The organism is Amylibacter sp. SFDW26 (assembly GCF_009184395.1).
Lineage (GTDB): Bacteria > Pseudomonadota > Alphaproteobacteria > Rhodobacterales > Rhodobacteraceae > Amylibacter.
Map to the genome: position 1 here is coordinate 42877 of NZ_WEIC01000002.1, position 17933 is coordinate 60809.

Sequence of the window (17933 nt, forward strand, 5' to 3'; positions counted from 1 at the left end):
ATCCACTGCACTTATTATCATTCACGTACGCTTAACAAATAAACCTTTAATTACCACATAGAACACTGGCGTAAAAAACAGACCAAGAATAGTCACACCCAGCATTCCAGAAAACACTGCTGTACCAAGAGCTTGACGCATCTCTGCTCCGGGGCCAGTTGAGATCATCAACGGAACCACCCCTAAAATAAAAGCAAAAGCAGTCATTAGAATAGGACGCAACCGCAACCGGCTAGCCTCTATTGCCGCATCAACAGCGCTCAAGCCTCTTTCTTCTTGTGCTTGCTTTGCAAACTCTACAATCAAAATAGCATTCTTTGCCGCCAAACCAACAAGTACGATCAAGCCAACCTGTGTGAGAATATTGTTGTCCATTCCACGCGTCATGACACCCAAAAGTGCTGCAAGCATCGATAACGGTACAATCAAAATAATTGCGAATGGTAAGGTCCAACTTTCATACAAAGCCGCCAAGAATAGAAACGCAAATAAGATTGAGAATGCAAAAATATAAATAGCGGTATTCCCTTGGTTGCGTTCTTGATAAGCAAGTTCTGTCCATTCATAATCTACACCATGGGGTAAAATTGACTCTGCCAGTTTTTCCATCGCGACTAAAGCCTGACCTGTTGAGATACCAGGTGCAGCAGAGCCTTGAATCGGGACTGAAACCCGTTGATTGTATCTTTGCACCAAAGAAGGTCCCGATGTATCGCGAATTTCCATAATAGTCCCAAGAGGCACCAAAGCTCCCGTCACAGAACGCACTTTCAGAGCTGCAATATCCTCTTTTTCAAGGCGGAATTTTTGATCCGCCTGTGCCCGCACCTGAAATTGGCGACCAAATGAATTGAAATCATTCACAAAGGAGGAGCCCAGATTAATAGCAAGTGTTTCAAAAATAGCACCTATAGGCACATTCAATATCTGAGCTTTTACGCGATCAATTTCTAAGTAAACTTGTGGACTACCTGCGGAGAATGTAGTGAAGACACCAGTCACATCTTTGGATTGGGCAGCAGCTCCCATAATTGCATAAGCGGACCCTAAAACCCGAGACATATCTGAGCCTTCGTTCTCTTTAAGTTGCAATTTAAAACCACCACCATTACCGACACCACGAACTGATGGCGGTGCAATTGCAATAATAAAAGCTTCCCTCAAACCCTGCATACGGCCGAATAGGTTCCCAACAATCTTCTGGGCACTAAGCCCGCTTTTCAATCTATCATCAAAGCTATCAAATGGCGTGAAAATCACGCCTTGATTAGATGCATTGGTAAATGTAGCGCCTGAAAATCCTGCAAAAGCAACGGCATTGGCCACCCCCGGCGTTTCAAGTGCAATCTGCGATGCCTCTCGCATCACTTCATCAGTACGCTCCAAAGACGCACCATCTGGTAATTGAACAACGACAATCGCATACCCTTGGTCTGTCTGTGGAATAAACCCTGTTGGAACTTTTTGTCCAATCCATACTGTACCAACCAACAGAGCAACAAAAACAATTAAGCTCGCACTGATCATCTTCCACGATCCGATCAAAAAGGCGACGATCTTTACATAGACCTGCGTAACCACATCAAAACCCTTATTAAACGCAGTTGTGAAAATAGACAGGAACTGTCCCAAAGGGTTTTGACTGGGCTCTTTGCCTTTGGCTTTCAGCAAAATTGCAGACAATGCTGGAGACAAACTAAGAGAATTGATAGTCGACAGAATGGTAGCAACAGAAATTGTTACCGCAAATTGCGTATAGAATTGACCGGTAATTCCAGGAACAAACGCAGATGGGATAAACACAGCAATCAAGACCAATGACGTCCCAATAATGGCATTAGAAACTTCATCCATTGTGCGGGCAGATGCATCACGTGCAGACTTACCCTCTTCTATGTTCCTCTCAACATTCTCCACCACAACAATGGCATCATCGACCACGATACCAATTGCAAGAATAAGACCAAACAGTGTTAAGAGATTCAAGGAATACCCCAAAGCAAGCATGACGGCAAAGGTACCAACCAACGAAACGGGGATGGCAAGCAGCGGGATAATGGCCATACGCCAACTTTGTAGAAACACCAAAACAACTACAATCACTAGCAATACAGCCTCAAAGATCGTTTTATAAACGGCATTGATTGATGCAGAAATAAATTCCGTCGGATTGTAAACAATTTGATGCTCCAACCCTGGCGGAAAATCTTCACTCAGCTCATCCATTTTATTGATGATCTCTTCAGCTGTTGCTAAAGCATTCGATCCAGGTCGCTGAAATACACCTAAAGCAACAGCAGGCTTGTTATTTAGATAGGAATTAGTCACGTAAGAACGCGCGCCGATTTCTACGCGTGCAACATCCCTAAGCCTTACAACACGACCATCTTCCGTTGCGCGAACAATCACACTTCCAAATTCCTTAGGTGTCTCCAAGCGCCCCGCTGTTGTGACCGTAACCTGAAATGCACTATCGCTATCATTTGGTGGGGCACCAAGGGCACCACCTGAAACTTGTACATTCTGCTCTCGTAAGGCCCCAACGACATCACTCGCGACAAGACCTAATGATGACATCTTATCTGGATCTAACCAAACACGTGCAGCAAATTCACGTTCGCCGAAAATAAGTATATTACCAACCCCATCAGATCGGATCAGTAAATCTCGAACTCTTGCACGCGCATAATTCGATACATAGAGCTGGTCGTACGTTTCATCAGGTGACAACATATGGATCACCATCATCAAATCTGGAGATGATTTAGTTGTCGTCACACCAAGATCACGGACCTCTTGTGGCAATCGTGGCAATGATGTTGTTACTCGGTTCTGAACGAGAACCTGCGCTGAATCCAAATTGGTGCCAATTTCAAATGTAACAGTCAAACTCATTGAACCATCTGCGGTAGCATATGATGACATATACAACATTCCCTCAACACCGTTGATGGATTGCTCAAGCGGTGTTGCGACTGTTGCAGCAACAGTTTCAGCATCAGCTCCAGGATAGTTTGCTTGTACCACAATAGAAGGTGGGGCAATTGGCGGGTATTGTTCTACAGGCAGCTGGGTATACCCAACCGCACCTAGAATTGTCATGATAACAGATAAAACAATCGCAAAAACGGGGCGATCAACAAAGAATCTTCCCATCCTCTTATTCCGCAACCAATGGTAATTCGATTAGTTCAGGCGTTACCGTCGCACCAGGGCGCGCGCGTAATAAACCTTCGATAACGATTTGCTCGCTGCCGTCCAAACCAGAGCGGATGATCCGATAGCCATCATGCATGGGACCTGGGCGAACAACCTTCCCTTTGGCTTTACCCTCTTCATCGATCACCATAACAACGCGTCGGTTTTGATCTGTAGCCAATGCCGCGTCTGGGATAAGGATACCTTTGTAAGGCAAAGACCCAGGAACGATAACTGTACCAAATAAACCTGGTGTTAATATCCCATCAGGATTATCTAAAATAGCACGTACACGCATTGTACCAGTTTGCTCATCTATGCGATTTTCAGAAAAATCCAAAAAACCTTTTTGCGGCGCAATCTTATTGTCAGACAGCTTAATAGTAACTTCAAGTCCACCAGCTCCTTCTTGGATAACACTGCCGCGCGCACGCGCATCTCTTGCATAAGCAAGGAAATAACGCTCATCGATATCGAAAAAGAAATGAATCGGATCGCCAGAGACAATAGATGTCAGCACGGTTTCATTCTGGTTAATTAAGTTGCCCGCAGATACTAGATTTTGATCAATACGGCCTGAAATTGGTGCGCGAATTTCAGTAAATTCCAAATCAATCTTTGCCAATTCTTCTGCAGATTTAGCTTGCTCCAAAGTACCTTGCGCAGCCAAAAAAGCTTCTTGGCGCTCATCCACAGTACTTCGTGAAATATTACCGTTTTTCACTAAAGCTTCAGCACGCTCCAACTGTTCTTTGGCAAATTTATGTGCTGCTGTTGCAATATTAATTTGCGACTGCGCCTGGCGCAAAGCCGTTTCGAATGTGCGTTGATCAATTGTATATAAAAGATCACCTTTATTTACCAATGCACCATCTTTGAAATGTACGGCACTTAAATATCCAGACACGCGTGCACGTAGCATCACCTCAGACTTAGAAGCAAAACGCCCTACGAACTCATCCTGTTCGATAATGTTCTTAACCACAGGTTTTGCAACTGTAACAGGCGGCGGCGGCTGCTGTGCATTTGCAGGAGACATAAAGTTCCCTAATAAAAACAAAGCCGCAAAAGTACTAAATCTCATAGTCGATATTCCTTGGGAGAATCTATAAATCACATAGAGCATTATTAAAAAAATGGTGACACATTTTTAATAACCATAATATATATATTATAGAGTACAATGCGCATAAGTGCACATGTTATGGCAAAATAATTGGCGCCCTTAAAAAAATAGGTGGCATAATGTGCCACCCACTCAATTTATAAGCAATTGTTTAGTATAATTAAAATAGTTTACACATTATTTATATTTTCGCAGAAATTGGGCGCAAAGCATTTAACATATCACGCCCAATTCCAACCATACTCTCTATGTTTGTTTACCAGCGACAATTCGGTCAAGAATTAGAGCACAAAACAGAATTGCTAAACCTGCTAAGATTCCTTGCCCTGCTGCTGCATACTGCAAAGCTTCGAGTACATCTTCACCAAGCCCTTTTGCACCAATAAGCGAGGCAACAACGACCATTGCTAATGACAGCAAAATTGTTTGGTTAACTCCAGCCATGATCGTTTTAGCGGCCAATGGTAAGTCTACACGCCACAATAGATATCGTGGTGTTGCACCGAAAGCCAAAGCAGCTTCACGAACAGTGTCAGGAACTTGCTGAAGGCCTAAAACCGTAAAGCGAATGACAGGTGGGCTACCAAAAATCATCGTTGCCACAACACCGGCTGGTTTACCTGAACCAATAAAAGCAACAACAGGGATAAGATAAACGAAAGATGGCATCGATTGCATGAAATCAAGAATTGGGCGCACAATCGCAAACATCCTTGGACGGCGTGCACAGTAAATACCAAGAGGGATACCAAGCGTGATGGAAATCATCGCCGCAGCACCCAACAAAGCAACTGTTGTCATCGCTTTTTCCCAGAAATCCAAAAGGCCAAGATAAGCCAGCGCAGCACCAGTAAAGATCGCAACTCGGGCACCCGCTGACAGATACGCCAACATAACAATAATCAACGTTACGACAGGCCAAGGAGTTTGAACCAACACAACTTCAATCCAGTCAAGCAGTGTACGCATACCAGTTGTAATCGCATCAAAAAAGCCACGCCCATGAATCTTTGTCCAATCAAAGCCAGCTTGCACTCCGTCACCAACATTCAAGCGCCAATTTCGATCAGTTGGAAATGCAGACAGTATTGGAAAGGCATCGGGTTGCGCAAATTTTGCAGCTGAAATAACGACGACAAAAAGAGTCAAAAGTAATGATACGACCATTCGTCTCATTGAAAACCCATTCAAGACATTACGGTTAGACCGCCACCGTGTAAATTGATTTTCCAATGACCAATTGGCCAATACCGCTGCTCCGAACTTAATGGCAAGCAGTAGAACAATACCCGTTAAGATATATATTGATCCTGTCGCATCCGCAGATGTTGCAGCCTCGCTTGCCTTCGCCAATGCACTCTCTAAGGATGCAGCCGCTCTTTTAAGGGCCTCTAATGATGAGGACCCTGATTGTTCAGCTGCTGCAATCTGCTGGTATCGCAAATCTAATGTTGATGCGATACTTTCAGCACGTTGTCGAAATTCGCGCCCCAAGTCGCCAAACAAACCGCGCCCTATTTGGATATATGCAAAGGTTTCCAATAGCAAAAATGTCAAAAACCATGACCATAAACCACGAGCACCGAACCAAACTGGACCGAGCAAACCCGCGACCCAGTTTATTGTAAACCTATAGCCAGGTGCTTCCATCATATAACCGAAAACTTTCCGATAGTAGCTTTGCCCTTGCCCTACAAATTCATCGATTAGGGTATTCATTTGCTCTTGAGTTTTTTCTTGTATTTGTCCCATCTTATCCCCCGATCACTATTGGCTGTTCTGGATTGCACGGATCAAACCCGCACGATTAATAACGCCAACGGTTTTATTCCCATCAGAAACAGCAACAATACCGTGACCATCCACGCACAAGTCCATCAAGTCATTTAAATCCATCGATGTATGCGCCTCTTTGGCATCCTTAGGAATATCACCATGTTTCTTTTCAAATTCATCAACAGATTTCATCACATTATGCGCCGCAACCATGCTCAACTTGGATATACCAGCAACAAAGTCGGACACGTAATCATCAACAGGGTTCAGAATAATCTCTTCTGGCGTACCTGTTTGAACAATTCGACCATCTTTCATAATGGCAATACGATCACCGATACGGATCGCTTCATCCAGATCATGCGTGATAAACATTGTTGTTTTTTTCAGTTTTTGTGACAGGTCCATGAATTGATCTTGTAATTGCTTACGGATCAAAGGGTCGAGTGCCGAGAATGGCTCATCCATCAATAGAATTTCAGGGTCAGATGCAATCGCACGAGCCAAACCTACGCGCTGCTGCATACCACCAGATAATTCATGGGCGTATTTATCTTCCCAACCTGTCAATTCGACAAGCTCTAGCACACGGTCAGCTTCTTCCCAACGGCGCGCTTTACCTGTGCCACGAATTTCTAGCGGCATAGCAACATTATCTCGCACCGTTCTGTGCGGCATCAAACCAAAACTTTGAAAAACCATGGCGACACGACGGTTGCGCAAATCACGTAATGCAACATCATCCAGTCCCATGACATCGTCATTACCAATCAAAATTTTACCTGCAGTTGGTTCCAACAAACGGTTTACATGGCGAACAAGTGTAGATTTACCCGAGCCAGAAAGCCCCATAACACAAAATAATTCACCTTCCTGAATTTCAAAGCTGGCATCTGCAACACCGACAACACATCCATATCTTTCGAGAACTTCTGCTTTACTCAGCCCTTCGGCATGAATAGCCGCTAAAGCTTCTTCTGCTCTATCTCCAAATATCTTCCACACCCCACGTGCATCGATCGCAATATTATCCGACACTTTTTCATCCTTTCATTTAAAAGCCTTGGCGGTGAAAAACCGCCAAGGAAGTCAGGGAGAGATGCCTTAGTTTACACCAAGCCAAGTATCGACAGTGTCACCATTTGCTGCAATCCACTCAGCAACAACACCATCAATTTCATTGCCTTGCACAACAACTTTATATGTGAGCTCAGACAAAGCGTCAGAATTCATATCGATGTTAGCAAGGAAAGCTGCGGCGGCTTCATTCCGTGAATTCAAAGAATTTGAATACGCAACTTTCACTGTCTTAACTTTATCACCTGTCGTGATTTTTGATTTATTAAACCAGTCCGCATCTTGGTCTGGTGTTACCATTTTAAAGCCATCCTCTGTGTGCTCTGGCTCTTCCAAGATCGTGACAGGATATAATGCATGAACGTAGTGTGGTTTATAGCAATAGAAGACCACGCCTTTTTCATCTGCGATAGCGTCTTTTAAGCCAGCATAAAACACTGTTTCATCCTCTGTTGTTGGCTCAAGGAAGGTATCAATACCATAATCGCGCGCTTTAACTTTGTGGATGTTTGTTGATGCCCAACCAGATGCGCCGATCCAGATTTCACCTTTGCCATCGCCATCTTTATCATACAAATCTTGTGCTTCCGGTGTCCCTAAATCGAATACAGACTTAATATTGTGCTTTTCAACCATATAGTTTGGTGTGCAAAATCCTGTACGACCTTCATATGAACCAGAAGACAAGGAAACTGATTTTTTCTGGTCGACATATTCATCTGTGAAAGATGATTGATTTGGCAGCCAAACATCTGGGTGCACATCGATATCACCACGGCCACCGTCCATAGCAGCAAAAATAACAGCATTTGCGCCTGGTGCGTAGCCCACTTCGCCACCTAAACGATCTGTAATAACTTGGCCGATAAGGTTCGCCATAATTTTAGCACCTGGCCAGCTTGGCTCACCAATCATAACTTTTTCTTGTGCCATAGCGCTTGAGGCAGTTAATGCCACAGTCGCAGCAATGGCGAATGACTTAAGATGTTTCATTATTATCTCCTAGTTGGTTATTTTTTATAATTTACACGTGGTTACGCACGTGCACGTTTACGTTGCGGATCCACAAATGGGATATCCGTTACCGTTGCTTTGAGGCGCTTCATATGACCGCCCATCTGTCCAATTTCTAATATCGTTCCATTTTCAGCTTGCTCAATCGCAACACGCCCGATTGCAATTGCTGTTTCTAATGTTGGGGACCGCGTGGCCGAGGTCACTACACCCACAGGGCGCTCATTTAAATAAATATGTGCGCCATGATGCGGGATATCATCACAGTCTAAAATCAAGCCTTTCAAAACGCGTCTTGGATTTTCAGAATTACGTTCAAGCGCAGCTTTACCGATAAAATCAGCTTTACGCAGATCAACGGCAAAGCCTAAACCTGCTTCAAAAGCATCAACATCTGCTGCAAATTCTGCGCCACCTGCGGCCAAACCTGCTTCAATACGAATGGTCTCTAAGGCCGCAGTACCCATTGGGGCAATCCCAAACTCTTCGCCAGCTTCCATAAGCGCATTCCATAATTCTGGGGCATGTGATTTATCGCAGAACAACTCATAGCCAAGCTCACCAGTATATCCTGAACGAGACAACATAAATGGTATCCCATCTCTATTGTTCAGACGCGCCATAGTCACGCCAAACCATTTCAAATCATCAAGAGCAGGAACGTGAGGCTGTGTAAAAACAAGTTTTCGCAATACATCACGTGATCGCGGGCCTTGTAATGCAAGATTAGGCAAAGCGCTGCGCATTGCATTAATTCGCACTTGTAGGCCATCAGTTTCTGCAAGCTCAGTTAGCACGCGTGCGCTTTCTTCCGTACCACAGCACCAACGGAACAATTGTGGTCCCAACCTAAATAATGTGCCATCATCAATAACCGTACCCTGTGCGTCACAAATCAACAAATAAGAGCCGCGCCAAACTGCCAATTTTGCTACATCGCGCGTCATTGCCTTTTGCAATAATTTTTCAGCATCAGGCCCTACGATATCATATTTTCGCAAGCCACTCATATCTTGTAATGTCACAGCATTGCGACATTTCCAATATTCCCCCAAAGTCCCCAAAGATGGGTATGAAATAGGCGCCCAAAGGTCGCGTGCTGGCGCAAACTGCTGAGTAAGCTTTTCTGTACAACTTTGAAATGCGGACTCTTCACTTATAGACAAAACTGCATTTTCCTTTTCTCTATATCCTATTGACCGTCTTATCGGCTCATCTGATTTATAAATTCTGACGTGAATATCTGTTGGGTTCCAACCATTGATCGGATCAATATCGTCTGGGCAAGCGGTGCTGACACAAACTAAATCATCCATTGCTTTTAACGCAATATAGTCCCCTGCTCGCGACCACGACTCTTCGGACTGGATATGATTATCCCCATGATCGATCCATGAATTGAAAAAGAAATTGATCGCAGGCCATGCATTTCTGCGTTGCACTCCATAGCTTTCAACGGCACTTGAAATATTATCCGAACAATTTACATGCCCTGGAAATCCACGCTCTTCATAACCGCGAGCGGTGCATGCCAATGCAAATGTATCGTGACGCCCTACTGTATCTTGAACAACATTTAAAAGTGGGCGCATTTCCGAATCGTAAAATTTATCGAACATACCAGGTGTTGGGTATGCGCCGCCAACCATAGTACGCGTGACGGTACTATCAATCCGCTGCTCCAACCCTTTCATCAAACCATCTGCACGGAAAGCCATGAAATCTGAACATTGCTGACCTTGCACATCAATGACTTGGACAACCTCACCTTTTTTTAATTCATAAGATTGGGCTGTTGCACGTGAGATCGTAAATTCATCTCTAACCTCAGCTAATGGAGGAGGTAATAATAATGAGTTTGGGCTCGCCCTTTGCATACTGACAGAAATGGCCCCAACAGCACCACCAGCAATAAAGTTATCGACATTTTGGGTAAGTGCAACCCACACTTGGCATTTAGATTTTGCTTTAAGAATTAGAAGGTCTTCATCCGTTAAAACATGTTTACATGGAATGTCTTGATTTAAATCACCACCGTTAGCGACATACCAACCTGTAAATTGCCTCGCATCAAATGATGCTAAATTTAAGCAGGCGTTGGATATCAAATTGATCGCAGATAATGCGTCACGGCCATTATCATCAAAAGCAACGATTGAAATTTGGTCGATGGACGAAAGCCCCGTTAGAGACAACAAATCACCCTCATTAAGATCAAACATTTTCGCTTGGCGCGGGTCTAATTCCCACGATAGCGAAGTATGTGGTGCATCCATTCCAGGAAACACACGCCCAACGGGGTCATGCATCCCATTCTTGAAACTGAATAAATTTTGGATTTCCAATTTTTAACTCCGCAAGTCGAATCAATGTAACCGTTTACATGCGTAATAAATGTAAACGGTTACATGAGTCAATCACCCATTTAACTTTCGAAAGATTTGTTTATTATAGTAGAATGAGCAGTATAAGAAATTTACCCAAAAAGAAGGCAACGCTAAAAGACGTTGCGCGTACAGCAAACGTTTCTATTGCAACAGTTTCACGCGTTTTAAATAATTCACCAAGCGTTACAAAAAAAACAAAAGATCATGTAAATGATGTGATCCAAAAATTAAGCTTTTCACCAAGTCCGATGGCACGCGCCTTGAACTCAGGGCGCACCCGTACAGTTGGCGCCTTAGTGCCAACATTAGATCACGCCATTTTTTCTAAATTTCTGGAAGCATTAGAAAAACGGTTGTCAGATCACAAACATTCCTTAGTTATCTCTACAACCAATGGCAGCCCCAAAACAGAATTCGAACAAGCCACAGCATTGCTAAACATGGGCGCTGAAGCATTGATCGTATCTGGCAAGCAACGTAGCCTAGAATTTGATGCATTAGTTAAACGTTTTAACGTGCCAGTTATCATAACATCATATTATGATCCTAATGCAGATTACCCCTCTATCGGTTATGATAATGCGGCCATATCAAAGCTTGCCTTAAACCATTTTATTGAAAAGCAGTATAATACTGTCGCTGTCATACACGGACCAACAACCGATAATGACCGTACACGTGACCGTTTAGAAGGTATCAAGTCAGATAACCGCTTTAGCGATGTAAACTACATGGAAGTCGCATTAAGTATAGATGGTGGCTGCCAAGCAACTCGAAGAATAATTTCATCGGGCCAAAGGCCAGACGTAATCTTCTGTCTATCAGATGTGTTAGCTTTGGGCGTATTATTTGAATTACAGCGCAACAATATCAGCATTCCAAATGATGTTGCAGTAATGGGTTTTGACAACTTAGAATGGGCTGAGCACACTGTCCCTCCACTGACATCGATTGAACTTTCTGTAAAAGACATGGGAAAACATGCTGCTGACGAAGTCTGTAGTTTCTTAAACACAGGAAAGCCAATTGATAGCGTTAAGTTATCAGGGCATCTTTTAAAAAGAGAAACCACTTAAGTGCGAACAAGCCTATGCTCGCATCAATGTAAAGACCAGCACCAAGCCTTGTTCACGACTACTCACTCACGGGTCTGTAGTTTTCATCCTAAGGTAAAGGGTGGTTTCTAGGTATTCCAATGCCACCTTTTTATTACCCAACAGCGAAACACGTGAATACGAGGAAACGGTCTTTTCCATTTTAAGCGCGCCTTTATGCGGGCTACTCGCACGTTACAAAGGACATTTGGCGAAAGACATTCAATAATTTACTTGAGCCCTGAATCACAGCTTGTTAGAATCGATTTATGACATGCTGCCTTATGTTAAACGACGACCCTAAAAAAACCTCTGCTCGGTTTTACCGAATAGAGATTTGCGCAAATCTTTTCGAAGAATTCTCAGTTCTTCGGGAATGGGGCCGTGTTGGTGGTAATGGGCGACAAATCATTGATCTTTTCCCGGATCTATTAAGTGCATCACATGCAGCTGACAGCATTCGTAAAACGAATCTTCGTCGCGGGTATCAAAAAGTTTAATTTCAAAAGCATCTGATCTGTTTTCCCCAAGCCTATTACACATATGTAGATTGGGTCACTTCACGCTGATGTCATAAATGATATTCACACAAACACAGACCTGTGAAACTTAATGTAATTGACCACACGCCTATGAGAATTATCGTGAGAATTTATTTACATTTACGTTATAAAACAATAACTTACAAAAAATTTACTACCATCAAATGAATAAATCACCCAAGAAAGCGTTAACGCAACTTCACTTTATGGGAGATATTCACAATGAAGAATTCGTTATTGTGCACAACAGCAGTAGCCATCGTAGGTTTTACTGGTGCAGCAAATGCTGCAGACAATGCATTAGAAGTTAAAGTCGGTGGTTTTTATAACGCCATCCTAAGTTTTACCTCGGTCGATGGCCCTGCTGGCACTGATTTTGATGGCGCGGATGTTTTTACAAATGCTGAAATTATTTTCAAACCATCACTTACATTAGACAACGGTATCAAAATTGGTGCCGAAATTCAGCTAGAAGCTGACTCTGGTGCAAATGGCGATCAAATCGATGAATCATTCATCACAATCACAGGTAACTTTGGTCAACTTGTTATCGGCTCTGAAAACTCTGCTGGATACAAACTTACAAAAAGTGCTCCAGATGTATCACTCATTTTCGCTAACTCTAGCTCACTAACAGCCTTTATTCCATTTTCTGGAGCAGCCGGCGGTGTAAACACTGGTGATGATTTTTTCCGCGGCACACTAGGGACAACATTCCTAGAAAATGCTCGCAACAATGACGCCAACCGTATTACATACTTCACTCCGAAATTCGCAGGCTTCAAAGCAGGTATTTCATACGCGCGTGACGGTGGCGAAGGTAGTGGCCCAGTTGATAATAACGCAGTTGCAACTGGCCCAACAGACTTTGTAGATATTGGTGCATCTTATGATCATTCATTCGGTGGTTTAGATCTCGGATTATCAGCACGCTACGGCATTGCAAGCGGCACAGCTGGTACACCTAATGATCCAGAAATCTGGGGGGGTGGTATTAACCTAGGTTGGAATGGATTCACTATTGGTGGTTCATATGCAGAACAAGATGGTACACCAACAGACGATGGTCGTTCATATGACGTAGGTATTGGTTACTCGAATGGCCCTTGGGGTTACTCTTTAACTTATTTCAACGGTGAGAACATCGATGATGAAAACGCTATTACAAACTCTCGCGAAGAGCTTGATATACTTATTGCGGCAGCAACATATACTGTTAACAAAAACTTTAAAGTGTCCGCATTCCTTGCTGATGTAGACTTTACTGAGCAGTTGAATGATGCAGGCGTAGCAAATGGTTCCGATGATGTAAGCGGTACTGTTCTTGGTTTAGGCGCTAAATTCAGTTTCTAAACAACCCGCCAGGATATCCCAATCCAAGAAAACTGACCTATTCATTTAGGTCAGTTTTTTATTTTACACACAATCCTCACCCCAAAAATCTGCAGCACGTCTCTTAAAATACGGGATCAACAAATCTTTAAAAGCTCGTACTTTTGGCGCTTTGCGCAAATCCGCATGCGTTAGAACCCAAATATCCCAATATGGTTGCGGCTGTAGGATCGGAAGCTGAACAACACCATCTGATTGCCCCAAAAACATTGGCATTCGGGCGACCCCTAGGCCCGATTGAACTGCGCCTAATATCGCGGACATATCATCAAATCGGTAAACAATTTCTGCATTCGGATAATTTCGCAGCGATGCTTTTGGCGCACCTTTTGTATTTAACAACCCAACCCATGGAATAGGCTGTGTTGGGGTTTCTCTTAACATCTTAGCGAGACCAACAGATGCAAATGATGCTGACCTTTGTCTTGCCAATCGTTGCCCAACCAATGTCTCATCAGGTGTATTACTAATACGAATTGCAATATCAGCCTCTGGTTTATTCAAGTCCAAAGCATGATTTGTAGCCCTGATATTCAGTTCAACATTTGGGTACCGTTCTTTAAAAGCTGCAAATACATCCGTAAGAAAAGGTCCAACCAACAAAGGTGGAACAGTAATTGTCAACACACCACTTAAGACATCTTCCCGTGCTAGAAGTGATCGTTGTAATTCACTATTGTGTTCGTCCATACGCCTTGCTGTTTGGCCAACCTGTAGTCCTGCTTCTGTTGGCTTATATCCTGATTTAGCCTTTAAAAATAATTGTTGGCCTAAGGTTCTTTCAATACGCGTAATACGGCGCGCTACAGTCGTATAATTCACGCCAAGCATTTCACCAGCTTTCGCTAATGATCCACCTTCTATCAAGCAAAGGACAGTTTTTATATCTTCCCAATCAGCGCCCATACATGCATTTTTGCACATACTTAAATATTTTTCACGTGTTTTTGCATGCATTAAACACGGCTATGTCATTTACATCACAAGGAGATAGATATGGTTTATGTTTACCTAGACTTAAAAATTACCAACCCAGAAACTTTCGCAAAATATAAAGAAGTCGCTGCGCCAGCTTTGCAAGCGCATGGATGCTCTGTTCTTACTGTTGGTAAAGCCAATGAAATTATAGATGGCTCAAGGCAAGCACCCGATATTGCTGTAATTTTAACTTTCCCAGATAAACTTGCCATCACAGCTTGGATGGAAGACCCATCACTTCAAGAAACTCATCGTTTACGTCGAAATTCAGGCGATTTATCCATGATGATAATAGGTTAGAAGAAGGGGCTTATCCGGATCTGGATGAAGCCGTAAATGACGCTGACGTCGTTGGGGGTGACCACATTAGTGACTTCATCATTGGGACTGGGATCAGAATAACATTTTAATTCTGATCACTTACTTTTATGAAATGTATAATTTGGCTGCATAAAATCTGCAGCCAAATATTCCAATACCTATTCCGCTGCGATCGCGTCTGATACTTTCTCTACCTTCACAGCCGAGAATTTAAACTCTGGGATTTTACCAAACGGATCAAGCGCAGAGTTTGTCAGAACATTCGCAGCTGCTTCCACATATGCAAACGGTAAAAATACCATATCTTCTGCAATTGCACGGTCCGCACGCGCCATCACGGTTATAGAGCCTCGTTTTGTCGTCAATCGGATCATGCCACCCGGCTCAACACCCAATGCGCGTAAGGTTTTCGGGTGCAATGAACAGTTCGCTTCTGGTTCAACCGCATCCAATACCGTTGAACGACGTGTCATCGATCCTGTGTGCCAATGCTCCAACTGGCGACCCGTAGTCAGGATCATTGGATATTCAGCATCTGGCACATCATCAGGTGCAATAATGCTAGCAGGTGTAAACTTCGCACGACCTTCTGGACGTGGGAAACCGTCGCCAAACACAATCGCCTGACCAGGGTCTTCTGGGGATAATGACGGATATGTCACCGCTTCATTTTCCAATCTATCCCATGTGATGTTATCCAATGACGCCATGTTCATCTTCATCTCAGCAAAGATTTGCGATGGATGTGTGTAATCCCAATCCAAGCCCAAACGTCGTGCCAATTCCGTTGTAATCGCCCAATCTTCACGCGCCTCACCCGGAGGTGTCACAGCTTGGCGGCCCATTTGAACCTGACGGTTTGTGTTTGTCACTGTGCCATTTTTCTCTGCGAATGCAGAAGCAGGCAAAATAACATCAGCATAGTTTGCTGTTTCCGTCACAAAGATATCTTGCACAACTAAATGCTCTAGTTTTGCAAGTGCATCACGCGCGTGTTCTACATCAGGGTCAGACATCGCAGGATTTTCACCAAGGATGTACATGCCTTTGATTTTATCATCATGAACAGCGTCCATGATTTCCACAACAGTCAGACCTTTTTCAGCGCCGAAATCAACATCACTGTTCCAAACTTCATTAAAGGCAGACCGCACACCATCGTCCGTAACTGTTTGGTAATCGGGTAAAAACATCGGGATCAAGCCCGCATCAGATGCACCTTGTACATTGTTTTGACCTCGCAATGGGTGCAAACCAGCACCTGGACGGCCGATTTGACCTGTCATCAAAGCTAACGAGATCAAGCAACGTGAATTATCTGTGCCGTGGATGTGTTGGGAAACACCCATCCCCCAGAAAATCATGCCCGCATTTGCATTGGCAAAGAGACGTGCAACTTCTTTCAGTTCTTCGGCTTCGATACCACAAAGTGGTGCCATTTTTTCGGGGCTGAAATCTTTTAAGTGTTTCTTCTGAGCTTCCCAATTTTCTGTGTAAGCTTCGATATATTGCTTATCATATAGTTCTTCTTCCACAATCGTATGCATGATCGCATTCAACATTGAAACGTCCGTACCTGGGCGGAACTTAAGACGGTGTGTCGCATGCTTACCCAAACCAACACCGCGTGGATCCATAACAATCAGCTTACCACCACGTTTGGTGAATTGCTTAAAGTATGTCGCCGCAACTGGATGGTTTTCAATTGGATTACACCCAATCGCAATCGCCACATCTGCGTTTTCAATTTCGTTAAATGTTGCAGTAACAGCACCAGAACCCACATTTTCCAACAACGCAGCAACGGATGATGCGTGACACAAACGGGTACAGTGATCTACGTTGTTATGCCCAAAACCTTGACGGATCAATTTTTGGAACAAATATGCTTCTTCGTTTGTACATTTCGCAGACCCGAAACCAGCAACAGATTTGCCGCCCTCAGTATCGCGCAGCTTTGCCAAACCACCAGCTGCAGCTTCCATTGCTTCTTCCCATGATGCTTCACGGAAGTGCGTCAATGGGTTACCTGGATCAACATTCAGACCTTTTGGCACGCCTTCTTTACGGATCAGCGGCTTCGTTACACGGTGTGAGTGGTCGATATAGTCAAAACCAAAACGACCTTTCACGCACAAACGGTTTTCGTTCGCAGGACCATCAATGCCATCGACCCATGCCACTTTATCGTCTTTGATTTTCAGGCTGATCTGACAGCCAACACCGCAGAACGGACAAACAGATTTCACTTCGCGGTCGAAATCTTTGCTATCGCCCACTTGGTTTTCATCAACAGCTTTCGCTGGCATCAACGCTCCTGTTGGACACGCTTGCACACATTCACCACAGGCCACACAGCTGGATGTTCCCATTGGGTCATCCATATCAAATACAATCTTTGCATCAGCACCCCGACCAGCCATACCGATCACATCGTTTACCTGTACTTCACGACAGGCGCGCACACACAAGTTACACTGAATACAAGCATCCAAATTCACAGACATCGCAACGTGACTGTCATCCAACAGTGGCACACGCGGTTGCTCAATTTGCGGAAAGCGACTTTCTGACACGCCTTGCATCTCCGCCATATCCCATAGATGTGAAGACTTATCATGCGCTTCTTCTTGGGCTGGCTGGTCTGCAACCAATAATTCCATAACCATCTTACGCGCTGTTTCTGCGCGATTAGATTCGCTTTTTACAACCATGCCTTCGGATGGTGTGCGGATACAGGACGCGGCCAATGTGCGTTCGCCATCGATTTCCACCATACAAGCGCGACAGTTCCCATCAGAGCGATACCCCTTTTTACCAGAATGGCACAGGTGCGGAATGGTCGTCCCTTCACGCTTCGCAACTTCCCAGATTGTTTCGTCTTTCTGAGCGGAAACTTCTTTTCCGTCTAATGTAAATTTGATGATATCAGACACGTGGCATGCTCCTATTGGCAAAGGCTAACGATATTTATGCAATTTATATGCGAAAACGCAATTCGGATTCCCGACGTAGCATAGCTCAAATG

The 17933-nt window shown here is 43.9% G+C and carries 12 protein-coding genes; 4 read left to right on the forward strand and 8 right to left on the reverse strand.

The genetic code is table 11. The features are described from left to right. Positions 1 to 21: 21 nt before the first annotated feature. The 6 genes from F9L33_RS06485 to F9L33_RS06510 all read right to left on the reverse strand — a co-directional run bounded on the left by F9L33_RS06485 (position 22) and on the right by F9L33_RS06510 (position 10536). Positions 22 to 3156 carry an efflux RND transporter permease subunit gene (locus F9L33_RS06485; RefSeq protein ID WP_152141959.1) on the reverse strand — a complete coding sequence of 1045 codons (3135 nt, stop codon included), beginning with the start codon at positions 3154 to 3156 and terminating at the stop codon, positions 22 to 24. Positions 3157 to 3160: 4 nt separating this feature from the next. Beyond that, entirely contained in the window at positions 3161 to 4282 is a 1122-nt protein-coding gene (locus tag F9L33_RS06490) for an efflux RND transporter periplasmic adaptor subunit (protein WP_152141960.1), read from the reverse strand. Between the two features lie 288 nt (positions 4283 to 4570). Next, positions 4571 to 6076 carry a proline/glycine betaine ABC transporter permease gene (locus tag F9L33_RS06495; protein WP_152141961.1) on the reverse strand — a complete coding sequence of 502 codons (1506 nt, stop codon included), beginning with the start codon at positions 6074 to 6076 and terminating at the stop codon, positions 4571 to 4573. 15 nt (positions 6077 to 6091) lie between these two features. Next, complete coding sequence (locus F9L33_RS06500; protein WP_152141962.1) at positions 6092 to 7138, reverse strand: glycine betaine/L-proline ABC transporter ATP-binding protein; 1047 nt, start codon at positions 7136 to 7138, stop codon at positions 6092 to 6094. A 66-nt stretch (positions 7139 to 7204) separates the two neighbouring features. Continuing rightward, positions 7205 to 8170 carry a glycine betaine ABC transporter substrate-binding protein gene (locus F9L33_RS06505; protein WP_152141963.1) on the reverse strand — a complete coding sequence of 322 codons (966 nt, stop codon included), beginning with the start codon at positions 8168 to 8170 and terminating at the stop codon, positions 7205 to 7207. A 41-nt stretch (positions 8171 to 8211) separates the two neighbouring features. Then, positions 8212 to 10536, reverse strand: coding sequence for a DUF1989 domain-containing protein (locus tag F9L33_RS06510; protein WP_226804003.1), 2325 nt, complete (start codon positions 10534 to 10536; stop codon positions 8212 to 8214). A 113-nt stretch (positions 10537 to 10649) separates the two neighbouring features. On the opposite strand from F9L33_RS06510, the gene F9L33_RS06515 reads away from it, so the two are divergent. The 3 genes from F9L33_RS06515 to F9L33_RS06525 all read left to right on the forward strand — a co-directional run bounded on the left by F9L33_RS06515 (position 10650) and on the right by F9L33_RS06525 (position 13567). After that, positions 10650 to 11654: a LacI family DNA-binding transcriptional regulator gene (locus F9L33_RS06515; RefSeq protein WP_193221986.1), complete on the forward strand. Its 1005-nt coding sequence runs from the start codon at positions 10650 to 10652 to the stop codon at positions 11652 to 11654. A 302-nt stretch (positions 11655 to 11956) separates the two neighbouring features. After that, on the forward strand, positions 11957 to 12172 hold the full coding sequence (locus F9L33_RS06520) for a WGR domain-containing protein (RefSeq protein ID WP_226804006.1): 216 nt from the start codon (positions 11957 to 11959) through the stop codon (positions 12170 to 12172). Positions 12173 to 12436: 264 nt separating this feature from the next. After that, positions 12437 to 13567: a porin gene (locus F9L33_RS06525; protein ID WP_152141966.1), complete on the forward strand. Its 1131-nt coding sequence runs from the start codon at positions 12437 to 12439 to the stop codon at positions 13565 to 13567. Between the two features lie 63 nt (positions 13568 to 13630). Here the strand turns inward: F9L33_RS06525 and F9L33_RS06530 are convergent, their stop codons facing one another. Beyond that, the gene (locus tag F9L33_RS06530) at positions 13631 to 14563 is read right to left on the reverse strand and encodes a LysR family transcriptional regulator (RefSeq protein ID WP_152141967.1); all 933 of its coding nucleotides are present in this window, start codon (positions 14561 to 14563) and stop codon (positions 13631 to 13633) included. Positions 14564 to 14602: 39 nt separating this feature from the next. On the opposite strand from F9L33_RS06530, the gene F9L33_RS06535 reads away from it, so the two are divergent. Beyond that, complete coding sequence (locus tag F9L33_RS06535) at positions 14603 to 14884, forward strand: DUF1330 domain-containing protein (protein WP_152141968.1); 282 nt, start codon at positions 14603 to 14605, stop codon at positions 14882 to 14884. A gap of 179 nt (positions 14885 to 15063) precedes the next feature. On the opposite strand, the gene fdhF is transcribed toward F9L33_RS06535, so the two are convergent. After that, on the reverse strand, positions 15064 to 17841 hold the full coding sequence (gene fdhF, locus F9L33_RS06540) for a formate dehydrogenase subunit alpha (protein WP_152141969.1): 2778 nt from the start codon (positions 17839 to 17841) through the stop codon (positions 15064 to 15066). Between the last annotated feature and the right edge of the window lie 92 nt (positions 17842 to 17933).

Excerpts from the sequence above, each read along its gene's own strand:
- F9L33_RS06485 (WP_152141959.1), bottom strand. The coding sequence starts at position 3,156 with ATGGGAAGATTCTTTGTTGATCGCCCCGTTTTTGCGATTGTTTTATCT.
- F9L33_RS06490 (WP_152141960.1), bottom strand. The coding sequence starts at position 4,282 with ATGAGATTTAGTACTTTTGCGGCTTTGTTTTTATTAGGGAACTTTATG.
- F9L33_RS06495 (WP_152141961.1), bottom strand. The coding sequence starts at position 6,076 with ATGGGACAAATACAAGAAAAAACTCAAGAGCAAATGAATACCCTAATC.
- F9L33_RS06505 (WP_152141963.1), bottom strand. The coding sequence starts at position 8,170 with ATGAAACATCTTAAGTCATTCGCCATTGCTGCGACTGTGGCATTAACT.
- F9L33_RS06515 (WP_193221986.1), top strand. The coding sequence starts at position 10,650 with ATGAGCAGTATAAGAAATTTACCCAAAAAGAAGGCAACGCTAAAAGAC.
- F9L33_RS06520 (WP_226804006.1), top strand. The coding sequence starts at position 11,957 with ATGTTAAACGACGACCCTAAAAAAACCTCTGCTCGGTTTTACCGAATA.
- F9L33_RS06525 (WP_152141966.1), top strand. The coding sequence starts at position 12,437 with ATGAAGAATTCGTTATTGTGCACAACAGCAGTAGCCATCGTAGGTTTT.
- F9L33_RS06530 (WP_152141967.1), bottom strand. The coding sequence starts at position 14,563 with ATGCATGCAAAAACACGTGAAAAATATTTAAGTATGTGCAAAAATGCA.
- F9L33_RS06535 (WP_152141968.1), top strand. The coding sequence starts at position 14,603 with ATGGTTTATGTTTACCTAGACTTAAAAATTACCAACCCAGAAACTTTC.